23 protein-coding genes are annotated in these 24,327 nt (G+C 36.0%); 16 read left to right on the top strand and 7 right to left on the bottom strand.

Annotated elements, in window-relative coordinates; all coding sequences use genetic code 11:
• Positions 1-518 precede the first annotated feature (518 nt).
• Positions 519-1,373, top strand: coding sequence for a malate synthase (locus MHH95_RS01970; RefSeq protein ID WP_340726240.1), 855 nt, complete (start codon positions 519-521; stop codon positions 1,371-1,373).
• 92 nt (positions 1,374-1,465) lie between these two features.
• Here the strand turns inward: MHH95_RS01970 and MHH95_RS01965 are convergent, their stop codons facing one another.
• The gene (locus MHH95_RS01965; RefSeq protein WP_339214206.1) at positions 1,466-1,906 is read right to left on the bottom strand and encodes a YtoQ family protein; all 441 of its coding nucleotides are present in this window, start codon (positions 1,904-1,906) and stop codon (positions 1,466-1,468) included.
• Positions 1,907-2,052: 146 nt separating this feature from the next.
• Here MHH95_RS01965 and nadX point away from each other — a divergent pair, with 146 nt between their 5' ends.
• The 5 genes from nadX to MHH95_RS01940 all read left to right on the top strand — a co-directional run bounded on the left by nadX (position 2,053) and on the right by MHH95_RS01940 (position 7,478).
• Entirely contained in the window at positions 2,053-2,832 is a 780-nt protein-coding gene (nadX, locus tag MHH95_RS01960) for an aspartate dehydrogenase (protein WP_340726239.1), read from the top strand.
• A gap of 203 nt (positions 2,833-3,035) precedes the next feature.
• Positions 3,036-4,007, top strand: a complete 972-nt coding sequence (locus MHH95_RS01955) for a tRNA dihydrouridine synthase (protein WP_340726238.1) — start codon at positions 3,036-3,038, stop codon at positions 4,005-4,007.
• Positions 4,008-4,163: 156 nt separating this feature from the next.
• The gene (locus MHH95_RS01950) at positions 4,164-4,517 is read left to right on the top strand and encodes a PadR family transcriptional regulator (RefSeq protein WP_340726237.1); all 354 of its coding nucleotides are present in this window, start codon (positions 4,164-4,166) and stop codon (positions 4,515-4,517) included.
• Positions 4,498-5,502: an HAAS signaling domain-containing protein gene (locus MHH95_RS01945; protein WP_340726236.1), complete on the top strand. Its 1,005-nt coding sequence runs from the start codon at positions 4,498-4,500 to the stop codon at positions 5,500-5,502. The genes MHH95_RS01950 and MHH95_RS01945 overlap by 20 nt, the downstream gene beginning before the upstream one ends.
• Positions 5,503-5,807: 305 nt before the next feature.
• Positions 5,808-7,478: an SLC13 family permease gene (locus MHH95_RS01940; RefSeq protein WP_340726235.1), complete on the top strand. Its 1,671-nt coding sequence runs from the start codon at positions 5,808-5,810 to the stop codon at positions 7,476-7,478.
• 57 nt (positions 7,479-7,535) lie between these two features.
• Here the strand turns inward: MHH95_RS01940 and MHH95_RS01935 are convergent, their stop codons facing one another.
• Both MHH95_RS01935 and MHH95_RS01930 read right to left on the bottom strand, forming a co-directional pair.
• Positions 7,536-8,420, bottom strand: coding sequence for a patatin-like phospholipase family protein (locus MHH95_RS01935; protein WP_340726234.1), 885 nt, complete (start codon positions 8,418-8,420; stop codon positions 7,536-7,538).
• A gap of 189 nt (positions 8,421-8,609) precedes the next feature.
• Entirely contained in the window at positions 8,610-8,855 is a 246-nt protein-coding gene (locus tag MHH95_RS01930; protein ID WP_340726233.1) for a hypothetical protein, read from the bottom strand.
• A gap of 215 nt (positions 8,856-9,070) precedes the next feature.
• Here MHH95_RS01930 and MHH95_RS01925 point away from each other — a divergent pair, with 215 nt between their 5' ends.
• Positions 9,071-10,462: a hypothetical protein gene (locus tag MHH95_RS01925; protein ID WP_340726232.1), complete on the top strand. Its 1,392-nt coding sequence runs from the start codon at positions 9,071-9,073 to the stop codon at positions 10,460-10,462.
• A 93-nt stretch (positions 10,463-10,555) separates the two neighbouring features.
• Complete coding sequence (locus tag MHH95_RS01920) at positions 10,556-12,175, top strand: multicopper oxidase family protein (protein WP_340726231.1); 1,620 nt, start codon at positions 10,556-10,558, stop codon at positions 12,173-12,175.
• 188 nt (positions 12,176-12,363) lie between these two features.
• Here the strand turns inward: MHH95_RS01920 and MHH95_RS01915 are convergent, their stop codons facing one another.
• Both MHH95_RS01915 and MHH95_RS01910 read right to left on the bottom strand, forming a co-directional pair.
• On the bottom strand, positions 12,364-13,005 hold the full coding sequence (locus MHH95_RS01915) for a cupin domain-containing protein (protein WP_340726230.1): 642 nt from the start codon (positions 13,003-13,005) through the stop codon (positions 12,364-12,366).
• 143 nt (positions 13,006-13,148) lie between these two features.
• Entirely contained in the window at positions 13,149-13,655 is a 507-nt protein-coding gene (locus tag MHH95_RS01910) for a DUF3298 and DUF4163 domain-containing protein (protein ID WP_340726229.1), read from the bottom strand.
• A gap of 305 nt (positions 13,656-13,960) precedes the next feature.
• Here MHH95_RS01910 and MHH95_RS01905 point away from each other — a divergent pair, with 305 nt between their 5' ends.
• Both MHH95_RS01905 and MHH95_RS01900 read left to right on the top strand, forming a co-directional pair.
• On the top strand, positions 13,961-15,208 hold the full coding sequence (locus tag MHH95_RS01905) for an MFS transporter (protein WP_340727289.1): 1,248 nt from the start codon (positions 13,961-13,963) through the stop codon (positions 15,206-15,208).
• A gap of 77 nt (positions 15,209-15,285) precedes the next feature.
• Complete coding sequence (locus tag MHH95_RS01900) at positions 15,286-15,516, top strand: hypothetical protein (protein WP_340727323.1); 231 nt, start codon at positions 15,286-15,288, stop codon at positions 15,514-15,516.
• Between the two features lie 43 nt (positions 15,517-15,559).
• Here the strand turns inward: MHH95_RS01900 and MHH95_RS01895 are convergent, their stop codons facing one another.
• On the bottom strand, positions 15,560-15,787 hold the full coding sequence (locus MHH95_RS01895; RefSeq protein ID WP_340726228.1) for a DUF1540 domain-containing protein: 228 nt from the start codon (positions 15,785-15,787) through the stop codon (positions 15,560-15,562).
• 221 nt (positions 15,788-16,008) lie between these two features.
• On the opposite strand from MHH95_RS01895, the gene MHH95_RS01890 reads away from it, so the two are divergent.
• The 4 genes from MHH95_RS01890 (at position 16,009) to MHH95_RS01875 (ending at position 21,121) form a co-directional block, all read left to right on the top strand.
• On the top strand, positions 16,009-17,496 hold the full coding sequence (locus MHH95_RS01890; RefSeq protein WP_340726227.1) for a class I adenylate-forming enzyme family protein: 1,488 nt from the start codon (positions 16,009-16,011) through the stop codon (positions 17,494-17,496).
• Between the two features lie 163 nt (positions 17,497-17,659).
• Entirely contained in the window at positions 17,660-18,157 is a 498-nt protein-coding gene (locus MHH95_RS01885; protein ID WP_191700976.1) for a YehS family protein, read from the top strand.
• Between the two features lie 210 nt (positions 18,158-18,367).
• Positions 18,368-19,264 carry a radical SAM/SPASM domain-containing protein gene (locus MHH95_RS01880; RefSeq protein WP_340726226.1) on the top strand — a complete coding sequence of 299 codons (897 nt, stop codon included), beginning with the start codon at positions 18,368-18,370 and terminating at the stop codon, positions 19,262-19,264.
• Positions 19,265-19,369: 105 nt separating this feature from the next.
• The gene (locus MHH95_RS01875) at positions 19,370-21,121 is read left to right on the top strand and encodes a methyl-accepting chemotaxis protein (RefSeq protein ID WP_340726225.1); all 1,752 of its coding nucleotides are present in this window, start codon (positions 19,370-19,372) and stop codon (positions 21,119-21,121) included.
• A 68-nt stretch (positions 21,122-21,189) separates the two neighbouring features.
• Here the strand turns inward: MHH95_RS01875 and MHH95_RS01870 are convergent, their stop codons facing one another.
• A complete protein-coding gene (locus MHH95_RS01870; RefSeq protein ID WP_340726224.1) occupies positions 21,190-21,765 on the bottom strand; it encodes a metallophosphoesterase family protein in 576 nt (191 codons plus the stop codon).
• A gap of 212 nt (positions 21,766-21,977) precedes the next feature.
• Here MHH95_RS01870 and MHH95_RS01865 point away from each other — a divergent pair, with 212 nt between their 5' ends.
• Positions 21,978-22,823, top strand: a complete 846-nt coding sequence (locus MHH95_RS01865; RefSeq protein ID WP_340726223.1) for a MurR/RpiR family transcriptional regulator — start codon at positions 21,978-21,980, stop codon at positions 22,821-22,823.
• 58 nt (positions 22,824-22,881) lie between these two features.
• The gene (locus tag MHH95_RS01860; protein ID WP_340726222.1) at positions 22,882-24,285 is read left to right on the top strand and encodes an extracellular solute-binding protein; all 1,404 of its coding nucleotides are present in this window, start codon (positions 22,882-22,884) and stop codon (positions 24,283-24,285) included.
• The last annotated feature ends 42 nt before the right edge of the window (positions 24,286-24,327 follow it).

Raw genomic sequence — 24,327 nt, 5'->3', positions numbered from 1 at the left:
CGTGTAGGACTAATGTCTATAGAAATTACTGCATCGAGGGCAAAATGCATTATAATTACAATTTTCTAAATAATATTACTATTTAATGGGTATACTGTGTATGATAATTAATAAATTACTTTTTATGGCTGAAGAATTGATATTTGACGGTTGCAAATATTGTTTGAGGAAAGAAATTAGAGGTTGTCTCTTTATATAGTAATTACAGGATGAATGAAGGCTTTTAGAGCTTTGTTGTAAAAAATAAAAAGTCTTATAGAAAATAAATATTTTATTTTAACCTAACTTAAAATACGTTGTCAACAAATAAATTGTATTTTTGTTTAAGAAATGTTATAATAGACTTACAATTGTGGTATTTCGAATTCTGCTGTAAATGCAGAGAGAATTTGGAATACGTTTTTTAATAGTCTTTTTCAAAATTAAGGTAAAAATTCAAACAATTGTGTGTGGTTTATTAGAAGTTATTTAATTTAATAATAAATTTACCTGTAAAAATGTGAAGGAGGACTATAATAATGAATTTAATTAATAAGAAAGTTACCCATAAGCTGTTTGGTATGGGAAGTGTTGTTAAACATAATGATTCAAGTATTGAAATCCATTTTGAAACGGAAAAGAAAAAATTTGTTTTCCCTGATGTATTTGAAAAACACCTGAAACTTCATGATAAAGGTGATGCGAGTTCACTTGAAAAAATTATTGAAAAAAGAGAGCTAGAGCGAAGAGAGGAAGAATGGCAAAAGGAAGAAGAATTAAAACTTTTGCGAAAAAATCAAGATCTTCGCCAACAACATGAAAAACTTATGAAAAACCATAAACTTCATCCCGAATCCCAGATGGTTTTTTGGTGTGATGAAGAAGAGCAAAGTACGGCATTTACAGAGTGGAAAGTTTTCTCTGGCGTTGCTAAAAGTGGAGTTAACAAGGGGAAACCAAACAAACCAATACGATTGTTTGAAAATAGTGCAGTCTTATTAACTGCAGTAGATCCTGACTCGTCAGAAAAAGAAAGACGTATTTTAGGTGTTTACATGGTGAAGGAAGATTTTATCGGAAAGCTTAGCCAAGATGGTAATATTCCTGCCCATTCAAAGTTCAGATTAAAACTTACAGAAGAGGAAGCGAATAAAATGCTCTTCTGGAATTACTATGTAAATGAAAAGTTTACTCATAAAATGACTTGGAATACAGGTAAACACCGTTACTTTAATAACCTTTGGATGGCACAAATTTTACGCGACATAGTATCGCTTAAAACTGATCCACAGGAACAAGAGCTGGCACAACAATTTTTTGATTACTTCTGTAAAATCAACAAAATATCAGCTCAAGAGTTACCAAATCCAAATGGTGCATTAAAGCGTATTTAATTTTTTGTTCCATTTTAAAAAGAGAGGTTGCAACCTGCAATCTCTCTTTTTGCGCATTCAAAACTAAATGGATGAATCCCAAATACTTTCCATCAATCAAAAATATAACGAATTACATCTATTGCTTGGTCAACAGTTTCTACGGTTACATTTGCTTTATTGGAAAGTTCCTTTAAAGGGTGAATCAATGACTCTGGTCGAATAATAATAGTTGGCTTGTTCATAGCAATAGCCGTACTTGCATCCATTGCGGTATTCCACTGTTTATACTTTTCGCCGAATAAGGCAATGACGATATCCGCTTTTTGCATTAATACTTGTGTTCTGAAATTATTAATATCCGATGCTGCATTATCTTTATGGAAGTTAGAAGGCTGCTCCCCTAAAATTTCTTCTCCAATATTATCAGAACGATCATGGTTTGTTTGTGGAGCTACGAAGCGTAGTGGGAGATTATTTTCCTTTGCCTTTTGTGCAACTTCTTCCCGCCAATTGTCATGAATCTGTCCTGCAAGATATACTGTCAGTTCCATTCCTATCCCTCCTATTATTTTCACTATAAACTAATACTACCTAAAGTAATGGAGATTTTAAAGGAAACTAATTGTAAGGATGAAGTAGGACGAAGATATGTTATGGTGGAAAGTAAGAATAATAAAAGCAAATAAGGAGATTTGAAATGAATATTGGTATAGTTGGGGCGGGTGCAATCGCTCATTTTTTATTAAATGAAATTAACCAAAAGGACCATAATGATTTACGAATTAAAAGTGTATTCGTAAAGGATAAGAGAAAGTACGAAACAGTTGCATCGCAATTCGAGGTTGAATTATTTACGGATCTCACTGATTTTCTAAGTTCGGGTATTGACGTTGTAGTAGAAGCGGCGAATATAAATGCTGTGAAAGATCTAGTACCAGACATTATAACTCAAAAAGATGTTGTGGTAATCAGCGTCGGTGCATTTGCAGATATGGAACTAGTAACCAAAGTCAGTCATCTTGCACACAAGTATAATAATGATATTCATTTACCTTCAGGAGCAATTGGGGGCTTGGACATTTTACAAAATGCACATGCCCTCGGTAAAGTTACTTATGTTTCACTCACTACTCGTAAGCCAGCAAGTTCGTTAATTACTGAGGAAATTGAGGAAGCTCAAGTCGTATTCGAAGGGAAAGCAGCAGAAGCAATCGAGCGATTTCCTAAAAATATGAATGTTTCCATTGTCCTTGCACTGGCCGGGATTGGTATGGAAAATACTAAGGTAACTTTAATTGCGGATCCACATATTGAAAAAAACATTCATCATGTTGAAATAACGGGAGAGTTTGGGGAAGCAACATTTACGATTAAAAATAATCCATTGCCGGAAAATCCAAAAACGAGCTATTTAGCTGCTATGAGTATTTTAGGAACGCTAAAGAGGTTGAATGAGAAGATTAGAATAGGTGGATAGTGTTTTAAACGTGAAATGTTGTCCTTAATCTTTAGATATATAGGCAATATTGTAGAAGGAAACGTTTGAAAAGTATAAAATAAAAAAGTGTTTTTGAGGCTTACGATAGTTTCAAAGTAACTGATGACTATTATGCTCAATTAATGAGCTTAACTTAAGGGATGAGTAAAGCAAAATCCCATTTTGAGAGGACTTGAAATAGTATGAAAGAAAATTTTTGGAACGATTTACCGAAACCGTTTTTCGTTCTTGCACCTATGGAAGACGTGACGGATACTGTTTTTCGCCATGTTGTAGCGAAAGCAGGCAGACCGGATGTATTTTTCACAGAGTTTACAAATTCGGATAGCTACTGTCATCCGGACGGAGAAAAAAGTGTAAGAGGTCGTTTACATTTTACGGAAGATGAACAGCCCCTTGTTGCACATATTTGGGGAGACAACCCCGAATTTTTCCGTCAAATGAGTATAGGTATGGCCGAAAAAGGATTTAAAGGTATAGATTTAAATATGGGATGCCCTGTACCAAACGTTGCACAAAGAGGGAAAGGAAGCGGTCTAATTCTTCGTCCCGATATCGCGGCAGAGTTGATTGAGGCAGCAAAAGCTGGTGGATTACCTGTCAGTGTTAAGACTCGTCTTGGCTATAAAGATGTTGAAGAATGGAAGGAATGGCTGACACATATTTTAAAACAGGATATCGCTAACCTATCGATTCATTTGCGTACGAGAAAAGAAATGAGTGCGGTTGATGCTCACTGGGAGCTGATTCCGGAAATAAAAAAACTAAGAGATGAAATTGCGCCACAAACATTATTGACAATCAATGGTGATATTCCAGATCGTCAAGTTGGTTTAGAACTCGCTGAAAAATACGGTATTGATGGGGTAATGATTGGGCGCGGTATTTTCAAAAATCCTTTTGCTTTTGAAAAAGAGCCGAAAGAGCATAGCCCTGAGGAATACCTTGATCTTTTAAAGCTTCAACTTGATTTACAGGATAAATATGCGGAAATGCTGCCACGTTCCATGTCAGGTTTACACCGCTTTTTCAAAATTTATGTTAAAGGCTTCCGTGGTGCAGGTGAGTTAAGAAATCAATTAATGAACACAAAGTCAACGGATGAAGTACGTGAACTGCTGAATAACTTTGAAATAAACAAAGTCGAAGAATAAGATCAAAATTAAACTCCTATGGACCTTAACCAGCCCACAGGAGTTTAATTTTGTTTAATTACCAATTTATAGTAGTGTTATTCACAATAATACTGTATGATACATAGTATATAATAATACTGTATGACATACATTATTATGGAGTGAGGTGTATTAGTGAGCAATTTATTGAATTCCTTAAAAATAGAGCTTAGAAGAGGGACTTTGACATTAGCGGTCCTTAGTCAATTAAGAACCCCACAGTATGGATATTCATTAGTTCAATCATTGGAAGGAGCCGGAATTTCCATTGATCAAAGTACTTTGTACCCTTTACTACGTAGATTGGAAAAGCAAGAACTCGTTTCAAGCAGTTGGGACACATCAGAGAGTAGACCTCGAAAATATTATGTTTTAAGTGAATTTGGTTTAGAGATCTTTTTAGAATTGAAAAAAGAGTGGATTAATAATTCTAAGGAACTGTATTCCTTATTAGGAGAGGGAGATGACGATGAAAACGAATTTAATTGAAGTTTATATTCAAGAAGTCACTAGAAGGCTGCCTGAAAAAATGCGTTCAGATATTGCACTTGAATTACGCTCAACAATTGAGGATATGCTTCCTAACCATCATACCGAGGAGGATGTTAAAGATGTGCTTAATCAGTTAGGTAATCCAGCGGTATTGGCAAACGGGTATAAGGATCAGCCGATGCATTTAATAGGTCCACGCTATTTTGATGTTTATATGTCATTATTAAAAATGATTGTACCAATAGCTGCAGTCGTTTCATTAATAACAATTATCACAAAATATTTCATTGGTTTTAGTGGTGAAGAGGCGATATTAAATAGCATTTTATCCCTTGTCGGAGAAGGTATCTGGACGTTGATTCAAGTAGGAATCCAAGTCTTTTTCTGGCTAACTATCACTTTTGCTTTATTAGAAAGATTTGATAAAGATAAGGAACAGCTGCCATTAACTTCAGGTTTAGAAAAATGGACCGCGGAAGATTTAAAAAATGTTGCATATATATCTAAGCAGAAAACGATATCGAAGTTAGAGATTTTCGGGAGTTTAATGTGGACGGCTATTTGGGTGACCCTTTACTTTTATGCTAATCAGATTATAGGAGTATATGAAGGGGATGGCGGTCGATTAGAATTTGTTATTCCAGCATTAAATCAGGATGTTTTACAACAATATGGGTTAGTCGTTCTTATTATTGCTGGTTTGGAGATTGCATTTGCTCTTTATAAGTTATTGAAGGGACAATGGACGAAAAGAATGGCTATTGGAAATACAGTACTTGAAGTAATTTCAACGATTGTTTTCATTAATATTTTAATAAAACCTAATTTTTTGAGCGAAGAATTCGTTGTTTATATAACTAATCTGTTTACGATTACGAAAGAGCAATTCAATGTGTGGCTAATAGGGGGGACAATTATTATTTTAATAATTACTGCCGCTATTAGTATTTATGATGGTTTCAAAAAAGCAAAAGTACAATAAATATTTTCAAATAGTATATTAAAAAAGAACGAATTCCCTTTTCAGAACTCGTTCTTTTTTGTTTATATAGGGTGAATTAATATTCCTTTTGCGTAGAATATTTTGCAATGTTATATAACAATGCTATTTAAAATGTAAAAATTTATATAATACGAGGTCATTTCTACAATCTTTATTATTTTTTATTTTCATATTATTTTAAATACTATTGCTTTTTTTATTTATCTAAGTAAAAATGGTAAAGGAAATAGTAATATTGAAAACAAAGTATTGTTATTTTAAAACAAAATTTAGGAGGAAATGAGATGTTTTCAACAACTTGGAATCGGTTATGGGAAATGCATGACCAAGTAAAAGATATGTTTACTTTTTTCATAAAACCAAATTCTTCTAAAATTGCTTCGGACGGAAATTACAAAAAAACAGGTAATGCAGGTTCGGGTAATGGAGGTGGAGGAGGTTATACTCCCCGCAGTTATACAACAGCGCAAATAGTAGGTCTTATATTAGGACCGTTATTGTTTATTTTAACGTTGCTGTTTTTTAATCCTGAGGGTCTTACACCAGAAGCTAAAGGAGTCTTGGCAAGTACCATTTGGATTGCAACTTGGTGGATTACTGAAGCAATCCCAATCCCCGCTACTGCATTATTACCTCTTGTATTGTTTCCTTTAACAAATAGTTTAGATATAAAGGTAACTTCATCTTCTTATGGAGATGAAACAATTTTCCTGTTTATGGGTGGATTTATAATTGCGCTTGCAATGGAAAAGTGGAACTTACATAAACGTATTGCCATCTCAATAATTTCAATGGTCGGTACAAATATGGACCGAATTGTACTTGGGTTTATGATTGCAACAGGATTTTTATCAATGTGGATTTCAAATTCCGCGACTGCAATGATGATGATTCCAATTGGACTTGCCATCATTAATCAAGTGGCAGACGGATTAAAAAATGACCCTACTGTCAATATTGATACTTCCCCTCAACGTTTTGCATTTGGTAAAGCATTGATGCTCGGGATTGCCTATTCAGCATCCCTTGGGGGAATTGCAACATTAATAGGAACGCCGCCTAATACATTGCTAGCAGGTGCAATCAATAAAATGTATGGTATTGAATTATCTTTTGCTGGATGGATGCTGTTCGGAGTACCATTTGCATGGTTTTTCATCATCTTTACATGGCTTTATCTTGTAAAAATTGCATTCCCATCTAAAATAAAAACTTTACCAGGTGGAAGAGCGGTAATTGACAAAGAAAAAAGTGATTTAGGTAAAGCATCTTTTGAAGAAAAGGCTGTCTTCGTAGTCTTTATATTGGCTGCATTTTCTTGGATTACTCGATCATTCTTCCTAAGTGATTTTATTCCCGGTCTATCTGATGGAATCATCGCAATATTTTTCGCTATCGTTTTATTCGCGATCCCTTCTGTGAATCGTAAAGGTGATCGTATAATGGATTGGCAAACAGCTGTAAAATTACCATGGGGTATTTTACTGTTATTTGGAGGCGGTCTTGCAATTGCTTCCGGGTTTGTAGGAACGGGTTTATCGGAATGGATCGGGTCACAGCTTATGGGACTTGAAGGTGTAAGTGTTATCGTGTTAATCTTCCTGGTTGCAGCACTTGTTCTTGCTTTAACTGAGATTACTTCGAATACTGCCACTGCATCTATGATGTATCCAATTATGGCATCACTTGCTGTAGCATTGGGCGTTCACCCTTATGCATTAATGATTGCAGCTGGTGTAGCGGCATCGTGTGCATTTATGCTTCCGGTAGCCACACCGCCAAATGCAGCAGTATTTGGTTCAGGATATATTAAAATTACAGATATGATGAAGGCAGGCTTTGCTCTAAATATCTTCGGTGTCATATTGATTACATTGTCCATTTACTTCTTACTCCCTATTTTGTGGGACATCGATTTAAATACAGTACCAGAAGTGTTCAAAGTAATGAAATAAATATAAAAAGGTGAAATCGCATCATTGGGTTTCACCTTTTTTACATTAAAAATGTATTTACCAAACTGGAGACCATGATTTTAAAAATTGAATAGTCCTTTCTTTTCCGATGCTAATTAATTTATTTTTTGTTTTTTCATCTAAATCAAATTGGGTCGTACTATAATCTTCAACCGGAATAAAGATAATATTTTTCTCATGTCTACGGGCGATATAACGGTTATCATGGGCATTTTGCATTGTAGTAAATAGCGCTTCAAATAATTGAATGGCATTGTTAATTTCATGTGGTGCTCTATCTTCACTTGCACTGCTTAGCTTCATCCCAAGAACCGGCCGCTTTTTGTGACCATTATCATAAATCCATAGCGGGAAATTACTCAAAACTCCTCCATCAACAATAACAGATTCACTTTTCCCGTTTTTTAAATAAACCGGTTCAAAGAAAAAAGGAAGACCGCAACTCATCCGTAATGCACGTGAAATGGGAAATGTGCTGCCATCTATATTGTAGTGATGCAGATCATCAGGTAACACAATCATCTTTCCGTTAGTTAAATCGGAAGCAACGAGTTTTAATGAATCTTTTGGTAAGTCACTAAACGTATAAATCCCTTTTGTCGCTAGTTTTTCGAGAAACCAATTTTCCAAAGCTTTTCCTTTATATAAACCGAATCTTTTATATAAGTTGAGCCACTTTAAAAACGGAAATTCTTTCGTCATTTTTGGAGGATCCAGCAACACTTTTAGATTTAGTTCATCAAAAATTTTTTCAAGTTCTTGTGCATTAAATCCTGCTGCGATAAATGTTGCTAAAATAGCACCCGCGCTCGTACCAGCTACCCTTTCAAACTTTATCCCTTTTTCTTCTAGTGCCTGAATCGCACCTACGTATGCAAATCCTTTAATACCACCACCGGAAAATACCCCGTCAACAATCATTTACTCTCCCTTTCCTGTCGAATTGATAATTATAGAACGATGCTTCAATTGATGATTTATAACACATTATATGATGATAAAACGAAAGTGGGTTTTAACAGGTAAGGAAAGTATAATTGAGTTTCAAGTTTTTATGAAAATGAAAAGGTTGTTCGAAAATCTACTTCGAACAACCTTAATTATAATGAGTTATAGCTGTTGAATAAAAATCACTTGATCATATCCGCATTCATTGCAAGTTAATAAGTGTGGACAAATTTCATTTGCTGCAGTATATGGATAGCCATCACCCATTTTAACGGTTTCTTCATCATTGTAATGTCCGTATGGATCTAAATAATCAGATACCTTTCCTTCATCATTTAATAGAATATGGCATGTTCGACAATATTTCTCCACTTCATGTAAACCATTGCATAACGGACAGACTGCCATGTGCACCCTCCTTTTTGGATCATTCCTATTTATGTAATATGGCACTTTTTAGTTCAATAATAAACATGTAGCAACTATTTATAGTTACTAACTTTTATCCATATGAAAAGAAGCTAGGCGAATGCTCAATTTATTAAAAAATATTTATTATAAATAGGCGTTCACCACCTATCTTTTCACTCCATATGCTATATAAAAAAGAAATGAGGAAGAGTATGGGAATTGAATTAACAGCTCTCCACTGGATTTATGTAGCATTTATTGCCCTTATTATCATTTTCATGGTGAAGCGGCTCGACACTTCACTAATTAGTATTTTAGGAATATTCGTTATCGCATTTGTTGCAACAGGAGACTTTATTTCTTCTATTAGTGGGGTTTTTAACAGCTTTATTTATGCGATTACAGAACTTTTATCTACTATTTTAATTATTTCTATTATCGTGGCGATGAGTCGGGTGCTTACAAAAACAGGTATTAATGAAGTAATGATCGCGCCGTTTACAAAAATTATAAAAAATCCGACACTCGGGTTTTGGACAATAGGTATATTAATGATGATCATTTCATGGTTTTTCTGGCCTTCGCCTGCTGTTGCCTTACTCGGAGCAGTACTGTTACCGGTAGCAATCCGAGCTGGACTTCCAGCACTTGGAGTGGCAATGGCAATGAACTTATTCGGGCATGGTATCGCGCTGTCTAGTGATTTCATTATTCAAGGTGCACCGAAATTAACTGCGGATGCTGCAGGGATTCCGGTAGGGGATGTAATTACGGCGAGTATACCGCTTGTTATAACAATGGGTGTCGTGACGACTGCAGTGGCGTTCTATCTTTTAAAACGGGATATGAAGCGAGGAACTATTCCATTAGTAGGAACGTATGATAACAGCACAGAACAGGAAAAACCCGATGATTTATTATCGATGACACAAAAAAAATTCTTTGCCCTTTTAATTCCAGTTGCTTTTTTACTCGATGTTGTGGCAATGTCTCTTTTTAATCTGCAAGGTGGAGATGCAACTGCTTTAGTAGGAGGGACTTCCGTATTTATCTTGCTCCTTCTTTGTGTTGTAGCTTATAGGAAGAAAGGGCTCGATCAAACGACGGACTATTTTATTAAAGGGTTTCAGTTTGGATTTAAAGTATTTGGTCCGGTAATCCCGATTGCGGCGTTTTTCTATTTAGGGGATGCAGGATTTCTTACAATTATAGGAGATCACTTACCTGAATCTTCACATGGTATTGTCAATGATTTAGGTATGGGGTTAGCGGCAATTGTCCCATTAACTACAGAAATAGCTGCTGTTACTCTGACAGGGGTAGGGGCAATTACGGGGCTAGATGGTTCAGGTTTTTCGGGGATTTCACTTGTAGGGTCAATCGGAAGTTTATTTGGTACGGCGATTGGTGAAGGAACTGCAACTTTGACGGCACTTGGACAAATTGCGGCTATTTGGGTAGGTGGCGGTACACTTGTTCCTTGGGCACTTATTCCTGCAGCCGCAATTTGTAACGTTAGCCCATTTGAGCTTGCTCGCCGAAATCTTGTACCTGTAGTAGTGGGGTTAATCGTTACGACAATTGTGGCGATGTTTATCATTTAATTTACCTGAAGTTTATGAAAACGTACCTTGGAGTAACGCCTAAATGAAGTAAAGAATAAACTATATGAAATTAGTAAAGAAGGATGGTATATTTTGAATTTTAGTGAGCAGCCTGTTAATCCAGCTGATCCAAATACAATACCTAAATTTATAGATAAATTAGTAAAACCGCCTACTGCAAGACCGAGAGCAAATAAAAATTATCCGGCAAATTCCTATTATGAAATACAAATGCTAAAGTCAAAGCATCGATTCCACAAAAACTTTCCTTTTACCGAGGTGTGGGGATATGATGGCACTGTTCCGGGGCCGACTATTGAAGCAAAAAAAGACTATACGACATACGTGAAATATTTGAATCGACTTCCGGAAAAACATTTCTTGCCGATTGACTATAGTTTGCATGGCGTAAACAACTCCGCAGAAGTACGGACCGTAGTTCATTTGCATGGAGCAAATGTTGCTTCTGCAAGTGACGGTCACCCTGAAGCATGGTATACGAAAAATTACGCTGCTACAGGTCCAGCCTTTAAACAGGAAGTACATGAATATACAAACCACCAGCCTGGTACGACATTGTGGTATCATGACCATGCAATGGGGCTTACTCGATTAAATGTCGTTGCGGGTCTTGCTGGTTTTTATTTACTTCGTGATTCATCGGAAGAACGTTTACAACTGCCAAAGGGGAATTACGAAATTCCTTTACTCATTCAAGATAAATCATTCAATGAAGATGGTTCTATTTTTTACCCTACAGAACTAGATCCACCATTTCCCCTTCCCGTTCCTGACCAGCTTCCATTGCCAAACCCGACTGTCACGTTAGGCTATGTTGGTAATACGATACTAGTTAATGGAAAGGTATGGCCAATATTAAATGTTGAGCCGAGAAAGTATCGCTTCCGCATATTGAATGGCTCAAACCGGAGAAGCTATAACTTGCGTCTCTCCAATGATGAGAAAATAAGCCAAATCGGAACAGATGGTGGGTTTTTAGCTGCCACTGTAAATATTGATTCAGTTGAATTAACTCCAGCAGAACGGGTAGATGTCATTATAGATTTTAGCGATTTTGCCAATGAAGAGATAATTTTAATGAATGATGACGAGGAATTTGCTGATGAACATACGAATGTTATTATGAAGTTTACTGTAAACTTGCCATTAAAGGGTGAGGATACAAGTCAAATCCCGACATTATTAGAACCTGCAATGGAATTGCATGAGCACCATGCACATACGGTCCGGGATCTTCCTTTAACAAGTACGTTAGACCGTTATGGCAGACTTATGCTGTTATTGGGCGATAAAATGTATCATGATCCCGCTACTGAAAAACCATCTTTAGATAGCATTGAAGTTTGGAATTTGATTAACACTACACCAGTCCATCACCCGATTCATGTTCATCTAGTACAATTTAAAATACTTGAACGTAGACCTTTTAATGTAGATCTGTATGTAGCCGAGGGGAAATTGCAATTTACAGGCCCTCCGGAAGAACCGCATGATTATGAACGAGGCTGGAAAGATACTGTAAAAGCGGATATAGGAAAAGTAACAAAAATTATTATGCACTGGAAGGAACATACGGGGGATTATATATGGCATTGTCATTTTTTAGAGCATGAAGATCATGATATGATGCGCCCGATTCGTGTCATTAAAGATGCACATCCCGTAACACCTCCTCATAGTAACGAACATTAAAACAAAAGGATGGTATGTAGTTCATACCATCCTTTAAATATTGTTTCTAATTTTATTAGAATACTAAACTTTTTCCACCGTCATTCTCCCAGCGATTAATATCCAATTGCTCATCAGAACATCTCATGATATACATCATCCTTTTTAAGTATTTTCATTGCGGGAAGCTTTGTTAAAGAGTGGCGATTTCAATAGTGCCAGTTTTGATATGCATAAGGCGTTTGTTGGCTATGGAGCGCACATTGTGAGCAATGATACTGGGGATATAAATATTGAGGGGAGATTTGTTGCGTCTCTTTGGAGCAATCGGAATAGGATCCAATAAAGGTATTTGGCTTCACAGGACTGATGGCTTGATTCCATTCAGTTTCATTAATGCAATATGTTTGAGATAAAATATTTGGTGGAGTTAATTTTAATAAATCAGAACCCAATATTACTTCAGGAGTCGGTGCATTAAAAATTGCTAAAAGATGCGTGTCATCAACAGTGGCTACTTCATAATGCCACCAACCTTGTGGAACATTCGCCACTTGTCCAGGTGTCAGCGGATAATGAAGAAGTTGTTTTGTGAAAGGATTTAAGATAGATACGGTAACAGCACCAGAAATACAATAAATGAGCTCTGCTGCGTTTTGATGATAATGCGGTTCAATTATATTATCGGCACTTAAATATATATCCAGTAAGGACACATTATCCAAGGTATTTAACTGTTTTACCCCTAATACGTTTATAAAATTTCGATGGTCTTTTTTAAATAATGTGCTTTTATTTATGTCAAAAGCAAATTGAGTAGATGGAGATGTGTAATCTATAGATGACGCCATTCTTTCTTCACCTCGTATATAAGTTTAAAACTGGCTTTCTAGTTATATTATGCTTATTTGCCTCTTTTGGTGTACTTAAAAAGGTGCCTAAAAAGCCATATGCCTCTCACTAGAAATGAGAGGCATACAAGTTATATTAAATTTTAATTATTAACAGCCATCCTACTTAGAGGACTTGATTCATCAATAATATCGGTTAAATCAAAAACAGAAATCGGAAACATAGGCAAGCCTACGTAATAGGGGGTAATTTCGTATAGCTGGAAATAGATTACTAGTGTTTTATCCGCTATATAAAAATCCTGGTTTGGTTGAATACCGTTAAAATCATCCAGAAGGGGAATATCCCGCTCGTGAATTTGAATATTTACAAGACTGGAAATCCGTTTGATATAGTCACTGCCAGGGATGAATAAATCTTCTAACTTACAAATCTTCTGTTTTTCTAAATCAAAGTTCAATGATTTGATATAGGTCATTCCGTGAGCAGCCTTTTGATGATACGTATAATTGGAAAGTGATAAGCTTAATATTTGTCGTTGATTATTTTTTATTTCATAAAGACCTTGCATTTCCTCCACTGTTGTCGGCATATCTCCAACTTGAACAGAAATCAACTTTTTCACTTGCTCTTTAATTGCCTCGTTCATTTTGTTTTCCCAAAAATTATTCTCAGTAAAAAATACATACGGATAATACACTACCTGGTTCTTGCCACAATCCAAACGAAGTGTACTTATAGGCAAAGGACCTACTTGTAGAATGTTTGCACTCCCTTTATGCTTTTTTTTAACCTGAAAAATCACAACCGATATATTGTTATTTATATGTAAAGGTAAATACTTTATGAAAATGTCTGCAACTAAAAAGATATTACATTAATTACAATCATAAAATGAGTCAAGAAAAGGGTTTTACGCAATTTATTAAATAAAACCATTAGGAGTAGAGGCTGCTGGATAAACAAAATAGTAAGTACAGATGGATTGTATTTGCTTCGGTATTGCTTACGTATTTGCTTATGGCAAGTCAAAGAACTGCACCAGGATTGATTACGGACCAGTTAATGAACGATTTTAATATTACCGCTACGACAATCGGATTTATTACAGGTGTACAATTTTTTGTTTATACAAGTCTACAGATTCCGATGGGGATTTTAGCGGATCGCTTTGGACCGAATTTCTTTCTTATATTGGGTGCAGTTATAACGGGTGTTGGAACGATTTTTTACAGTGTGGGAACACATGAATATGTACTGTTTCTATCACGTATTTTAACTGGACTAGGCGATGCTACGATTTGGGTAAATATGATGCTTATACTAGGGCAATGGTTTCATAAAAAAGAATTTGTTCGGTTAGTAGGCTTTGCCGGTATGACAGGTAGTTTAGGTTTTTTGTTAGCTACTGTTCCATTTTCTGCATGGATACAGCTACTTGGCTGGAGAGGGGCTTTTTTCTCGTTAGGAGCTATCGTTTGCTTATGTGGCTTGCTTCTTTATGTTGTTCTTATAAAAAATACAAAACAAACATTTATAAAACCGGTCGTTGAAAAAGAACAAATACTTCGTGAAAAAACAGGAGTAATCGTAAAAAGGGTTTTTTCAAATCGTCAGGCATGGGCTTTATTTTTCTGCCATTTTGGAGTGGTTGGCGGTTATGTTGGTTTTATTAGTTCATGGGCAGTACCTTTTGGTATGGATATGTATGGAATGACTCGTTCTGAGGCAAGTCAGCTAATTATGGTCGGTCTTGTCGGAGCAATTTTAGGCGCACCTTTAATGAGCTGGATTGCAAGCATGTTCGATACTATTAAAAAACCTTATATTACCATTCATCTAATCGTCTTATCAAGCTGGATTACTTTTTTATTATTTAAAGGATATCCATCGATTTGGTGGGTGATTATACTTTTCTTTCTAATCGGTTTTGGATACGGGGCAAGTGCATTAACGTTTGCAGCAGTTCGTCGCTCTTTCCCGCTTGAAGAATCAGGGATTGTATCGGGCTTTGCAAATACAGGCGGTTTCTTAAGCGCTGTGTTATTACCTATTTTTTTAGGGGTTATATTGGATTATGTTCAAAGTAGTTCAGGCGTATTGCAAAACGCCTATTACTATGGCTTTATTATTCCAGTTGTATTTTCTGTAATTGGTTTAGCCGGAATGTTTTTCTTTAAGGAAATGGAAGCTTCTGATTAATGTATTACTAATTGATATCCTCTCGTTTACATAAACCACATTTCCCCGCACATCCTAAAGAAGGAGGAGGTGGATTTATGCAGGAGAAAAAATATACAGAAGCAGGTACCGATATAGAAGAAGTAAAGCGCTTAAATGCTGCATCCGGTCTTTCCTATAATGATACACTTGCCATACTTGCTCAGAAGAAAGATGTTCATACGGTAGACGAAGTTCCACTTAAGCCATTAAATGAAAATTTGGAAGTAGATAGTAATGCATATAAGTTAAATGAAGTACCTGGGCTAGATCGTAATAGTCCGCATTAACAATTTAAAAAGGGAAGCTGTCAATTGACAGCTTCCAAAAATCTTAGGAGTGTTTAGATGCATCCTTTTTAGAAATGAATGTTTGACAGCATGTTTCGCTTGAGCTTTTCGCTTTCTCTCTTTTATGGAGGTCAAAATCAGAAGCAAACTCGGTATTCTCATTCTTACTGGCTTTATCCATATTAATTTCTATTTTTTCAGCTCCACAAAAATTTCCCTCCGCATGGAAAAAACAGTTGGATACAGTACATTTCACCTCTAATGTTGGCATAAATATCCTCCTTATTAATTTTTTTGAAAAAGTATAAAAAGAGTATTAACTATAATATCCTTTTATATTCCTCAATATTTAATTTGTCCAATTGCACTTCTTTTATGTTCTAGTAAATAAGCTACAATTAGCCAATTCTTTTTTGTGAATGAAAAACTGTATTTAAATAGAAAAAATTGCTAAAATTAAAGAAATACATGTTTTTATGAGGAGCGATGGGGATGGCGGTTACAAAAGCATTATTTGAACAATCTCGAATAACACCGGAAGCTGAAGCTATTGTGTTTCAAGATGAATCCTGGACTTATAAAGAGCTTTATGAAAAATCATTAAAAATTGCACATTACCTTGTAAAAAAAGGCTTTGAAAAAGATGATATTGTTGCACAGTTTACGCTTAATTCCAATCTGTTTATGGCGATTTATTACGGTGTACAACTTGCAGGGCTTACGGTTATGCCTGTTAATACAAAGCTGGCTTCACCTGAAGTGGAGTATATTTTTAAACATTCAAAAGCAAAAGTACTCATTTATGATGAAAAATTACAAGGGACAATTGATTTTCCTCTGAATGGATTTGACGAAGTATTAACATTAGAAAAAATACGAGCAATTATTAACACACCTATGGAAACAGGAGAGTTACCAACATTCGATTTGGACGAGACATCTGTTGTTATGTACACATCGGGTACTACGGGAAAACCTAAAGGTGTAATGCTGAGTCACCGTAATGTATTGGAAACAGCAGAAATCTGGTCGGAGTCTATGGAAATGAATGAAAAGGATCGCATGTTTATATGCACACCTTTATTCCATTGTGCGGGTAGTCATGTTTTTGCTGTACCGACAATTTTAAAGGGTGGAACAGTTATAATTGATGAGGCATTTTCCCCTGAGAAAACTTTAAAAAAACTGGTAGAAACACAGACTACGATTTTCTTCGGTGTTCCGGCAATGTATACAATTTTATTAAATAAGCCAGAGCTTGCTGCCTATAATTTTGAGCATTTACGATTGTTCTGTTACGGAGCAGCTCCGATGCCGTATGAATTAGTGAAGCGTTTGAAGGATACATTCCCAAATGTAAAAGTACAAAACTTATACGGTCAAACCGAGAATACACCTGCAGCAAGCTCATTATTAGATGAAGCGGCACTTATTAAAATTGGATCAGTAGGTAAGCCGCTTGCACGTACACAAATTCAATTACTTGATTCGAATGGTGAAATTGTACCTATCGGTGAGGTGGGGGAAATTTGTGTGAAGGGACCCCAAGTCATGAAGGGCTACTTGTTTGCACCGGAAGAAACAGCGAACGCAATTCGAAATGGCTGGCTTCATTCAGGGGATTTAGGTCGATTTGATGAGGAAGGCTATTTATATATTGTGGATCGTAAAAAGGATATGATTATTCGCGGTGGTGAAAATATCTATCCGATTGAAGTGGAGGAAGTGCTCTATCAGATTCCAGAAATTTTAGAAGCAGCAATCGTTGGCGTTCCGCATGATGTATATGGTGAAGTACCGAAAGCATATGTCGTGATAAAGCCTGGTAAAGAATTGACTGAGCAACAAGTCCTTGAATATTGTGCTACTCAACTGGCTAAATATAAAATACCTTACGAAGTAGATTTTATAGGGGAATTACCACGGAATGCTTCTGGAAAAGTGTTAAAGCATACGTTGCGCCCGAAGCAAACGACTTAGAAGCGGTATTCTATTAAAGTGGCAGCAGGATGACTTAATTTTTAGCTTACCTACCGATTTAGCGAATGTGCGCCAGCTATTCAGGAAACGATGATCGTCCAACTAACAAACATACCTCTCTGTCTGTTATAATAATCGTTAGCAAAACATGATGGAGGCAATTATGGATAATAATGATATTTTAATCCGTGTACGTTATGCACTGGATTTGAAAAATAGAGAAATGATTGAAATATTTAAGTTAGGCGGCTTAACGATTACACCAGAAGAAATGCCGAAAATTTTAACGAAGTCTTTGGAAAAAGAGGCTGAAGTACCAGTTGATTACGATCAAATGAAGGTAAACAATAAAAATTTAGAGGCCTTTTTCAATGGTCTAATTACGTTTAAGCGCGGTCCTATGCCCAAAAAAGAAGGACAAGCAGCACCAGTACAAGAAAAGGCGGATCATGTAAACAATATGGTCTTAAAGAAACTAAAGGTAGCGTGCCAGCTTACAACCGAGGATATGCTCGATATTCTGGATGAAGGCGGCATCGCGGTTTCGAAAGGCGAACTAGGTGCAATTATGCGTAAACCAGGTCACCGAAATTATAAAGAGTGTGGGGACAACTTTGCCCGCAAGTTTTTAAAAGGTTTATCCATTCGAAATCGAGGATAAAATTATAAACTGTTTAGAAGGTGAATACTTTCTAGGCAGTTTTTCATTTGTAGAGGAAAATGGAATTATGAGATAAAACGTCAACTATCTATTTATGTTTGAAGTTTGATACAATGAAATGTATTGCTTTACTTCTGAGTGCAGACAGTCAAAAACATAAGTAAGAAGGTTAAGGCAGATATAATTAATATGAGGAATGGTGAACGAGCGTTGAAAACTTTTAAGAAAGTATATATCGAAATTACAAGTGTTTGCAATTTAGCTTGTAGCTTTTGTCCACCTACAGAGAGAGCAAAAGGGTTAATAAAGGTAGAACAATTTGCTCATATTCTTGACGAAATTAGTGGCTATACAAAATATATTTATTTGCACGTTAAAGGGGAGCCTTTATTGCATCCGCGCATTGGTCAATTACTTGATATTGCCCATGAAAAAGGCTTTAAAGTCAATATTACAACAAATGGAACTTTGATTAAAAAGAACCGCGATAAACTATTAGGTAAGCCAGCACTTAGACAAATTAATTTTTCTCTTCATAGCTTCGATGGACATGAAGGTTCTGAAAATCGAGAAAAATATTTAAGTGATATTTTGGAGTTTGTGCGAGATGTCCGAGAGCATAATGTCATTATTTCCTACCGATTATGGAATTTACAGCGCAATAATGTTTCGGAACTGGCAAACCGCAGAAACCGTGAGACACTCGAAATATTAGAAAATGAATATGGGTTAGATTTTGAGATTCAAGAGCGTGTAGAAATGGGCAAAGGTTTAAAAATAGCAAAAAATATTTATCTAAACCAAGATCATGAATTCCGCTGGCCAAGCTTGCTTGAAAAAGCGGATGAAGGAAAAGGATTCTGCCATGCCTTGCGTACACATGCAGCTATTTTAGTGGATGGCTCTGTCGTTCCTTGCTGTCTAGATGGGGAAGGTGTCATCAATTTAGGAAATGTCCATAATCAGCAATTTGGGGACATTATTAGCACTGAACGTGCACAAAATTTAGTAGATGGCTTTTCTCGTCGTGAAGCTATTGAAGAGCTATGTAAAAAATGCGGTTTCCGCCAAAAGTTTGGCATGGAGTCGGAGTTACCTGACATATAAAATACTAATTTTAAACCTTCTGACATATAAACGGATATAGTATAATTATAGTATTAAATTTACGGATTTAACAAAAAAATAGGTCGTAAGCGAGGGGATTATACTATGTTTGGTAGAAGTAAAATTGATAATTATATTTATTTTAGTCAACAATCCGATTCAGATATTAGAGCAAATGAACGACTGAAAGAGAAATTGGACTTTCTGGCACTAAGTCATGTACGCCGTAATTCAGTAACGCTATTAAAAAAAATCTATAATGAAAATCGCGATGAAATTTTGGATAATTTTTATAATAGGTTACTGGCAATACCCGAGTTTTCTAAAATAATTTTGGAGAATTCGAGTGTTGAACGGTTAAAGGTTACTTTTGATCGCCATTTTTCTAGTCTGTTTCAGGACGAACTAGATCTGGAGTACGTATTTAAACGTCGACAAATCGCTTATGTACACGCAAGAATCGGAGTTCTACCAAACTGGATGATTTCAGCCTATACATTAATTAACCAGTTGATCATCCCCTTAATTGCCAAACAATGTGGACGGGATTATCAAAAAATGCTCGATACATTGTTGGCATACGATAGTCTCGTAACATTGGACATACAAATCATAGTTGAAACTTATATCGAAATTCAAGGCGGTTCAGTTGTAAATGGTTTAGGTGAAATTATTACTTATAATACACAGCTTGACCAAATAAAAGAGCTCATTCAATTTCAGGACGTGCAGCACAATGATGTGAAATTGGTGAGTGATTTGATGTTGGAGTTGGATGCCAGTATAGAAGAAATTGCAGCTTCTGTAGGGGATATCTCGATCCATACACAAGCGTCTTTGACGGAATTGAATAGTGATTTAGCAGCTTTACAACAAGTATCTGCGATTTTGCAAAATACAGACGAAGGGCAACAGGCAGTTCGTCAAAATGTTGCTAATTTAGTTGATCGGGTAAACAGTGTTTCAAAAGTTATGTCCCTCATTCAAGGCATCGCTGATCAGACAAATTTATTGGCACTTAATGCCTCTATTGAAGCCGCACGTGCAGGAGAAGCAGGAAAAGGATTTGCTGTAGTAGCAGAGGAAGTACGTAAATTAGCAGATGATACAAAACGTTCTGTTCAATCGATTGATACTGATATTAAAGCGTTATTACATATTACGGCCAATATTGATGAATTAACGAAACGCTCCACAGATGAATTACACGTCGGTGTATCGGATGTTATTCACATTACGAAAACGTTATCGGAGTTAAACTCAACTTTGCAAACACAAGGGCTACGTTTTGAGGAAATTTCCTCTACAACACGCCATCAAGCAAAATCTGCCTCAGAAATTGCCGATCGCAACCGTAACATTACGGAAAGTACCGTTCAAAGTAAAAAAATTGCTTTTGATACAGGGGCTGCAATTTACACTTTAAGTAAAATGATTGATGAATATCGTTCGGAGACCATTTCTAAAAACCTTATTCTTGCCCAAGAAGACATTATTGAAATCGCCATTACAGATCATTTATTATGGCGCTGGAAAATTTATAATTTATTATTAGGTTTTGAAGAAATGAGTAACTTAAAATTAGATTCACCACGTGATTCTAATTTAGGTCAATGGTATTACGGTAAAGGGAAAGAACTATTAGGTGAAGAAAAAGTCTTCCTTGAATTGGAAGAACCCTTCTTAAAAGTTTATGATATTGCTAAAAAAGCAGTAAAGGCATACACAGTTGGTGACAAACAAGCGGCTGAAATCCTTTTGGAGGAGTTAACGGTAACATCCAATATTGTAATTGGGAAACTAAATCACTTACAGCAAATTCTAATCGAAGCAAAAGCTCCTTATGTAAGATCATAATATGTATTTACGACGGGTTGTTCAAAGTTAAATTTGAACAACCCGTTTTCTTTGCATTTTACGTTGCTCTATTGTGCCTGCATAAATGTAACAGTCATCTCTTGACTGTCGTATAAGCACCATTCCTTATTTTCAACTACTGGACCGACATTAATCTGATAACGCTTATGTCTAACTGATAATGGAATATTATACGGTACGGGTTGCCTCTTTCCATTGTTGTATATAGCAGCCTCATGACTATGCCCAAAAAATAGTAGCGGCGTTTCAATATGGGGGAATGTTGGACTAAATGTATTATCCCATTCTATTTGGTGTCCATGAATTAGCGTTGCATGTTCAATTTCAAGGGCATTTTTATATTGCAGAAAACGTTGATCCCCCGTTACAAGTGCAATACGTTCTTCCTGGTTACCGATGATTGAAGGAAATGTTAACAAGCTCATAAACTTATCATCTATAATCGCCGCATCCTTTAGCTTTGCATGACGAACCATTTTAGCCTTTTTCTTGCCGATTTTACACTCAAATAAATCACCTAAGCCAATAATCTCTGCATTGGGTGCTACTTGGTGAATGTGTTTTAACACCTTTTTTGTATTTTTATAATGCGAATGTAAGTCGCTCAAAATTGCATATTTCATAAAGAATCACCACCGTATAATTAAATTTCTACAATATTATAGCAATAGTCAATTTATCGATAAAATAAAACATTTATTTCCTATTATTTTCAGAAAATTTAAATAAAATATTGACGACTAGGACATAAAGGTTTTATTATGAAGTTAAATTTCATATATTTTACATTATAGAAGAAGTTTTACAACATTTTGTTTGAGGGTAGGTCGTAAACTTGGAAAATAGTATTGAAAGAATACGTTCGGGAATGGAATTGCTGAAACCTGCTGAAAGAAATGTAGCTTTATATATTTTAAGTCACTTAGATGATGTTATTAGAATGCCGATTGCAGTGCTGGCAGAAAAGGCTAAAACAAGTGAAGCAACAATAGTGAGAATGTGCAGGGCATTAAACTTTTCCGGATTCAAAGATTTAAAACTAAGTATTGCTACAGCACCTACTTTGGAAATTTCACGCAATCACAACTTTGAATTAGAAAAAGAGTCATCGATACTCCAAATGATACAGACGATTGAAATGCATAATATCGATGCAATCCAAAGAACGCTAATGATTAATGGTGAAAGGGAATTGGAAAAAATTATTCATCAAATAAATAACGCAAGAAAGATTGTTTTTATTGGAATTGGAGCTTCAGCGATTGTTGCGCAAGATTTCGAGCATAAGCTGAAGCGGATAAATAAAAACTGTGAAACGATTTTCGATAGTCATGGGCAGCTTATTGCTGCAACACATGCAACGAACGAGGATGTTATATTCGCAATCTCGTACTCAGGTGAAACGAAGGAAATTATTAACGCCGTAACAGTTGCAAAAGAGAATCAAGCAACGATTATTACAATGACACATAACAAGCGGAACACAATACAAAGCTTTGCAGATTATGCACTTTACGTTGTTTCTAATGAAGCGGATATACGTAGCTCGGCAACCGCATCACGTATCGCCCAACTGACATTAATTGATATTTTATATACAGGAATTGCCACACTAAACTATGATAATTCGATTATTGCGTTAAATCGCACACTCGAGGTAATTAAAGGTTTTTCTCGTTAATATTTGGTGCTGACTATATTCATATAGTTAACATAATGAAAATGAAGGGGTGTAATGTATGTTTGTTATCAAAAAGAGAAAGCAGACTTGGTTTTTAGTAACATTAATGAGTTTAATGTTATTGCTCGTTGCGTGTTCGAATGACGAGGAATCAAACAGCGACACTGAAGGAAACAGCAATACTGAACAATCTACGACTCCATCTGATAGTACTTCTACAGAAAGTACAGGGGATGGTTTGTCAGGCACACTGGAAATTCAATATTTTGTCGGAGGATATGGTGATGGATGGTGGAAGCAAGTTATAGGGGATTTCCAAAAACAGCACCCGGATTTAGAAATTGTTGAACATGCAGGTCCAAATATTAATACAGAGATGAACACACGCTGGATTTCGGAAACACCACCTGATGTTGTATACATCGATGGTGCAGGAGCTAGTGAAACACAAATGATCGCTGAAGGTCAGTTAATGGATATTAGTGAATTTGCAAAAGGTATTAAACTTGAAAATGGTACAGCGCTATTAGATAGCTTTATCTCGCCGGCAGAAGAAGTAGATGGCGGGAAAATCTATAGTTTACCATTAGTATTCGATACTTGGGGAACTTGGTATGACACGAAGTGGTTTGAAGAAAACGGATGGGAAGTACCAACGGACTTTGACAGCTGGATCAGCTCTATGGAAAAAATTAAAGCCGATACAAAAATTGCACCATTTGTAACGACAGGTCAGCATACACAATACTTCCACCGTGGCGTATTGAATCCTGCTTTTGCTGCAGCAGGCGGTGAAGAGTTATTAAACGATCTAAACAATGGTGTTATAGAGGCTTGGAAAAAACCTGAAACGCTTGAAGTTTTGAAGAAGGTTGAAAAAATTGCAAAAGCGGGCGTAATCGATAGCGGTTTTGCGGCTTACAATCATACGCAATCACAAATGAACTTCTTAATGCATAAAAATGCTTATATTCCAGTAGGTTTCTGGTTGCCAAATGAAATGAAAAATGATACGCCGGACAGTTTTGAATTTGGCTTCACACCAACACCGATGAATGACCCTGGTAAGCCATTAGCACTTGTACCGGATATCCGTACAATTGCCATTGCTGAAAAATCGCAAAATCCGGAAGCTGCAAAGGCATTTTTAGAATTCATCTTTACGGAAGAATATGCGCAGGCATTTGCTGAATCAACGGGTGCGATTATGAACATGAAAGACGTTGACTTGTCTTCGAATACAAATGTTCAGGATTTCTTGAAAAATATTAATGAAATGATCAATAATCCAGGTGCTGTTCATACGTATAAACGTTACACACCAGATGCTGAACTGCAAAAAATTGCAGTTGAAATTACAAATGAAATTAAATTATTAATTATTGATATTTTACTCGGAGATATTACTGCAGAAGAATTCGTTGACAAGATGGTTAAAAAAGCAGAGGAACTAAGAAAATAAGGATCGATGCATATTTTAAATAAGTAATTACAGGAAATAAGG

This window comes from Solibacillus sp. FSL K6-4121 (assembly GCF_038002585.1).
GTDB lineage: Bacteria > Bacillota > Bacilli > Bacillales_A > Planococcaceae > Solibacillus > Solibacillus faecavium.
Note: the sequence above shows the minus strand (reverse complement) of the source record. Positions and strands in the feature narration are given on the sequence as shown.